The following is a 4899-nucleotide window of genomic DNA, read 5'->3' on the forward strand; positions in this document are numbered from 1 at the left end:
ATGACGTCTCGGCACTACGGGCGCTGGTCGACAAGAAGGAATAGCGAAGGCTGTCGCTGCGGCGGGGGGCACCGCACATTTCGTGCGACAGGCTTGACGCGTACCCGCGGACCTGCTGTGCCAACCAAAAACAGACCGCAACCCTTATTTTCCGGCAGTCCTGCCTTGATAAGGTCGGCTATCTCGCGGTCGATGATCTTCGGATCACTCTGAATCGAGGTGCACGCCACATTTTTTTCGCAATGAAGCCGGGGAGAGCTTCAAAGCCCTGGCAGCATTGGCGTGGACTCCTCCGGTCGTCCAAGGCGGCTGGCGTTGATGGACTTGGGCATGGGGAAGAGCAAGGCCCTGCGCGCCTATCAGCGGCGCACGAAGGCAGCCGACGCGCTGATCGCGTCGAGCTACAGCAGCACGTGTGCTCATGGCGCCGATATAGCGCGGCGTGCGCGTCGCCAGCGCGCGTTTAGGCCGGCTTAAATTAGCAGTCGCTCAGCACTGGTGCGATAACACCAGGAAGATGGGATTCACATTCGCCGCGTTCCGATCTAGAATCGCCCAACGCTTGCCACTGGTCGCTAACTCTCATCCCAAAAATCCTGCAGCGAGGCGTGCCGAAGGTCTTCCTCCCCACGTAGGTGCTTGATGCGGGCCTTGATGCCTGGCTTGACCCACTGAGTTGCCGGCCGCCTTGGCATTTCCTTGGGCGGTGGCCCAGCATGTTCTTGGACACGCTTCCAAAGCCGCTCCCGCATCTCGCGGTTGACGCTCACGAACGCACTACCGATTATTTCCGGGTGCCCGGCTCGGCCATAAGGGCGAAGGCCGGCTTGCCCCTCTCTCGTTCAACTCCGAGAAGTTCAAACTCGCTTTCGGTAAAGGATTTTGTCTTCAGCCAATTGGTGGTCGGGCCGCCGCGATATTTGCTGTCTCGACGCTTCGATACCATCCCCTCCAGGCCGGCCGCGTCGATCAGATGATAGATCGCATTTGCCTCGCCCGGCATTGTCTCACTAAACTGGATGCGGCTGTCAGCCCCTATTAAGGCCGGCCAGGATTTCCCGCCGATCCTCAAGTGCCATGTCGCGCAAGTCGTGGCCGTTGAGATGCAGCAGATCGAACGCGACGAAATAGAGGTCATGCTGGCGCCTGGTGATGGCCTTGCGCAGCGCGGCAAAATCCGAAAGGCCAGCCTCATTCAAGACGACGACTTCGCCGTCGATGATGGCGTTCTGTACGTTGAGACCTTTGGCTGCCTCGACCAGATCGCGGTACTTCGATGTCCAGTCTAGGCCGCGGCGGGTGAAGATCCGCACACCGCCGGCGTCGATGATGATTTGGGAGCGGTAGCCGTCGAATTTTGCTTCATGCATCCAGTCATCGCCTTGGGGCGGCTTTGCTACCAAGGTGGGCATCATCGGCGGGACAAACTTCAAACGCATGCATTGACTCGCAAAACCGCGATTTCAATTAGCATGCGCTTAATTAGTTCCAATTTTAACGAATCGTTGACCGCGCTGTCCCAGAATAGGACGGCGCGGTCAAACCCCAACCCGGGATTGCGCAGGCGGCTCCGGCAATCCAGCTCCCCCGCCTCACTGTCGGAGCCGCTTCCACACTCCTCTAGAATTACCAGCAACGGTTGAATCAACTGTTACCGCACTTGCTTTCCAGTGCGCTTTCCCAGTCGTTAAACTTTGATGGAACACGGCTCTCGCCTTCACGGTTTGCCGCTGAGACAGTCCATCTCAGCGAGGAAGCATGGAAGCCCAAGAGAACATCCGCAACGCCTGGGCCGCCCTCAAGCTGGTTCGCATGGCTATTGAACAGACCTGCCCTGCTGGTGTGCTGCCGAGCGAGGAAGCTGTCCTGCTGCTCTATGGTCCCGAGCCGGTCCATGAGGGCGAGCGCTAGCCAAAGCCATCATTGAGACCGTCGAGAGGCTGACCAGTTGCCTACCGCGTTGATCCGCTGCCGACCGGCTAAGTGAAAGCCTGACGCTTAGCACCCCTCCGAACGGCAAGGTTGGGTGGAAAGCTCACGTCGGTTATCGCCGATCTGAACGGGCACGAAGCGCACATCAACGGACATTGCTGCTGCGGCCTCGAGGGTCTTGGGGGAACTCGCCTAGCAGGCTTTCTTGGCTGACGTTGAGAGGCGGGAAGCCGAAGAATGAACTCTGTCCGTCGTCCTATTGCAAGTGGCGCGCGCGCAGTCCTTTCGCAGTGCGACAAGGTGTGCCAGCGCCGTGCAATTGACACCGCGGCACGCCCTTGATGTCATTGAAGCGTAGATTAGGCGGGCGGGTTGTACTAGGTGATGGGTACAATTAATGCGACATATAAAGCGTAGTTTATATACTGCCAGAGATAATTTTCGAAATATCGCAAGGAAAATCCCCGGATACGATAAAAGGAACTGGCTGCGCATACGCCAGATCGAATCTTTCATCTCTCTTCTCATTGAAAACGGCAGAACGGCATCCCCTGTTCTTGAGATTTCCCCGGGATGGAATACCTATTGGAAGACGATGTGCTCCGACTATACGTCGGTGGATTACCCGGAGTTCGACATTTGCCGCGACCGGCTGGACCGGCAGTTCCCGACGGTCATAGCCGACCAGGTTCTTGAGCACGTACCGCGCCCTGTCGAGGCGAGCAGGAACATCTTCGCGATGACCGCTCCGGGCGGGTGGGCGATGGTCGCCACGCCTTTCCTCTTCAGGGTTCACGCGCGTCCCCACGACTACAACCGCTGGACCAAGGACGGGCTCAGGCAGCTGCTGGTGGAGGGCGGATTCGAGGCGGAACACGTCCAGGCATTCGCCTGGGGAAACCGCGCCTGCGCCCGCGCCCATGTCGGCGGCCCGGTGCACGACTATGGATTCTGGCGCGACATGCGCAATGACGAGGAATATCCTCTGATGGTCTGGGCCTTCGCGCAGCGCCCGGCTTGATCGTCGGCACGTGAGGGCCTGGAAAGCTGCCCAGCGCACAAGGAATCGCCCAACTATGAAGGACGACTCTTTCAAAGCGGCAGTGATCTTGAACCGCGCGGCATGAGCGACTGCCAATAACTCCATTCGGGCCTTTGGGACCTGGTTCAGCGACCGAAGGTCCGATGTGGGAGCAACTCCCGACATGTCGCGTTCGATCCCAAATTTCCGCTCAGGGTCGATTCTTGCCGTCCACCAGTACCAAGTGTCAGACTTTCACACTAGGGCAGCTTCTGGACTCTGGCCCAGAATGGCGGCATTCTCTCTTCGGGGAGAGCGGGCGTGGGCAAAGGCCACCGTTATCAAGGCGCCAATCAGGCTAACCGCTGGCGAAGGCGCACCGGCAGAAGAATGCCGTCACGGCGGCTGCCGCGACCGCTCTTGGGTCTGATCTTCCTCGGCGTCGGCACGCTTGCCGCCGCAGTCACCCAATTCGCGATCCAGAGCACCGCCGGCCAACAGAGCACCGCAGGCCTCCAGAGCACGATAACAAATTGGACAGAACCGCTGCCTGGGCCGATGCAGGGCCGGGCATCTGTCATCGACGGCGACACCGTCGAGATTGCCGGTCAGCGCGTTCGTTTCAATGGCATCGACGCGCCCGAGAGCCGTCAGCACTGCGATGACGCCAAGGGCTTTGACTACCCATGCGGGCGCCGCGCCGCGCAAGCCTTAGACAAGTTCCTGGCAGCATCGCGACCGCTGCATTGCAGTTTTGTCGATCGTGATCGGTACGGGCGTCTCGTCGGGAACTGCATCGCGCCGACGGCCGAAGCATTCAGAGATGGCTCGTTGATTAGGGTCGCGAGGCAGCATCACCTCACATCAGGTCTTCGGCAACCACGTCGAATTGCCTGAGGCCTACGCTTGGAGGCCTTCGCTTAAGAAGCCCCTGTTCACTTGCGGCCGCCTTGAAGGCATCGAACGCGGCTTGTTGGGTGCAGTGTCCGGCCAGGCATTCCTCGATCATTCGAATTGCTTCAAGTCGGGACGGCTTGTCCATGAATGGCCATGGTTGCTGAAGCGCTTTCGCAGCTTCGGGTATCGACGCGACCACTATCGGCTTGCGATTCAGGTAAATTGTAATCGGAATGAACGTCGGCATCTTTGTCGCTCGCCAGGATTGAAGGCGGCTAAACGCGAAGACAAGGGAGTGGTTGCATCGTTGTGAATTCAGAGCGCCGCTGTCAGATGCGATCGAGGCTAAAATGGCACGTCCGAAGAGGCCTTGATCGTTTCGGTTCCCCTGAACGGAGAACCCCGCGCCTCACGGAGGGGATGGCGCGGGCTGATCGGAGCATCGCCCGACCGGCAGCAATCTTGAGAGGGAACCAAGACCATACTGCACGTCCCGAACTTCCGGCCATATGTTCCCCTTGCAGGCTCACCAGTTCGCCAATTCCGGATTTCACTTCGCTGAGAGGCGCGGCTTGAGCCGCAAGAGCTGCGGTCGCAGAATCAATAGCAACGGCTGCCTCAGCTGAATATTGCTTAAGTAGCTTGTACGCCCCGTAGCCCGCAGCCAGAACTGCCACGAGCGGGGCAAAGCGCACGGCCATGGCAGCTGCCATCCGGCCTGTCTCCGCAAGCGCCTTACCCAGACCGCTTGGCCCATAGATTGTCGCGATCTGAGAACCCTGTTGAATGGCAACCATCAGAGGGCTCATGCCAGATGCGAGCGAAACACCGACGTCTTTCAGTTGGAAAATCAGATTGGCACGCTGCGCCGCTGCCAATCGACTGGCCTGTGCATTGGCCTCCATCGCTCGGGTGTTGCTGTTCGCTGCGACTGTCGCCAGGGTGAACGCTCCCAATGATCCGCGCCACCAGGTTGGTAGGGATTGGTTTACCATCTCGGATCGCAGCTGTGATCGTGCGGTCGAAACGTTTGTCGCGTCGCTTCCGAT

Annotated in this window: 7 protein-coding genes; 3 read left to right on the forward strand and 4 right to left on the reverse strand. The window is 59.2% G+C overall.

The features are described from left to right. Window positions 1-784 precede the first annotated feature (784 nt). Both AC0L28_RS34250 and AC0L28_RS34255 read right to left on the reverse strand, forming a co-directional pair. On the reverse strand, window positions 785-1003 hold the full coding sequence (locus tag AC0L28_RS34250; protein ID WP_473482880.1) for a hypothetical protein: 219 nt from the start codon (window positions 1001-1003) through the stop codon (window positions 785-787). A gap of 25 nt (window positions 1004-1028) precedes the next feature. Further along, the gene (locus AC0L28_RS34255; protein ID WP_473482882.1) at window positions 1029-1439 is read right to left on the reverse strand and encodes an ATP-dependent DNA ligase; all 411 of its coding nucleotides are present in this window, start codon (window positions 1437-1439) and stop codon (window positions 1029-1031) included. 319 nt (window positions 1440-1758) lie between these two features. Between AC0L28_RS34255 and AC0L28_RS34260 the strand changes: the two genes are divergently transcribed. The 3 genes from AC0L28_RS34260 to AC0L28_RS34270 all read left to right on the forward strand — a co-directional run bounded on the left by AC0L28_RS34260 (window position 1759) and on the right by AC0L28_RS34270 (window position 3850). Continuing rightward, complete coding sequence (locus tag AC0L28_RS34260) at window positions 1759-1911, forward strand: hypothetical protein (RefSeq protein WP_023804226.1); 153 nt, start codon at window positions 1759-1761, stop codon at window positions 1909-1911. A gap of 418 nt (window positions 1912-2329) precedes the next feature. After that, window positions 2330-2953, forward strand: coding sequence for a class I SAM-dependent methyltransferase (locus AC0L28_RS34265; protein ID WP_128178299.1), 624 nt, complete (start codon window positions 2330-2332; stop codon window positions 2951-2953). A gap of 321 nt (window positions 2954-3274) precedes the next feature. Further along, a complete protein-coding gene (locus AC0L28_RS34270; protein ID WP_473482884.1) occupies window positions 3275-3850 on the forward strand; it encodes a thermonuclease family protein in 576 nt (191 codons plus the stop codon). Here the strand turns inward: AC0L28_RS34270 and AC0L28_RS34275 are convergent. Then, the gene (locus AC0L28_RS34275) at window positions 3813-4097 is read right to left on the reverse strand and encodes a DUF982 domain-containing protein (protein WP_287176542.1); all 285 of its coding nucleotides are present in this window, start codon (window positions 4095-4097) and stop codon (window positions 3813-3815) included. The two genes, AC0L28_RS34270 and AC0L28_RS34275, sit on opposite strands and share 38 nt — an antisense overlap. An 82-nt stretch (window positions 4098-4179) precedes the next feature. Further along, window positions 4180-4899: phage tail length tape measure family protein (locus tag AC0L28_RS34280; protein ID WP_473482886.1), on the reverse strand; the 720-nt coding region annotated here is incomplete at its 5' end.

This window comes from Mesorhizobium sp. WSM4847, assembly GCF_055811335.1.

What these genes read in the sequence shown, in the direction of transcription:
- AC0L28_RS34250 (WP_473482880.1), bottom strand. Translation starts at nt 1,003, where the DNA reads ATGCCGGGCGAGGCAAATGCGATCTATCATCTGATCGACGCGGCCGGC.
- AC0L28_RS34255 (WP_473482882.1), bottom strand. Translation starts at nt 1,439, where the DNA reads ATGCGTTTGAAGTTTGTCCCGCCGATGATGCCCACCTTGGTAGCAAAG.
- AC0L28_RS34260 (WP_023804226.1), top strand. Translation starts at nt 1,759, where the DNA reads ATGGAAGCCCAAGAGAACATCCGCAACGCCTGGGCCGCCCTCAAGCTG.
- AC0L28_RS34265 (WP_128178299.1), top strand. Translation starts at nt 2,330, where the DNA reads ATGCGACATATAAAGCGTAGTTTATATACTGCCAGAGATAATTTTCGA.
- AC0L28_RS34275 (WP_287176542.1), bottom strand. Translation starts at nt 4,097, where the DNA reads ATGCCGACGTTCATTCCGATTACAATTTACCTGAATCGCAAGCCGATA.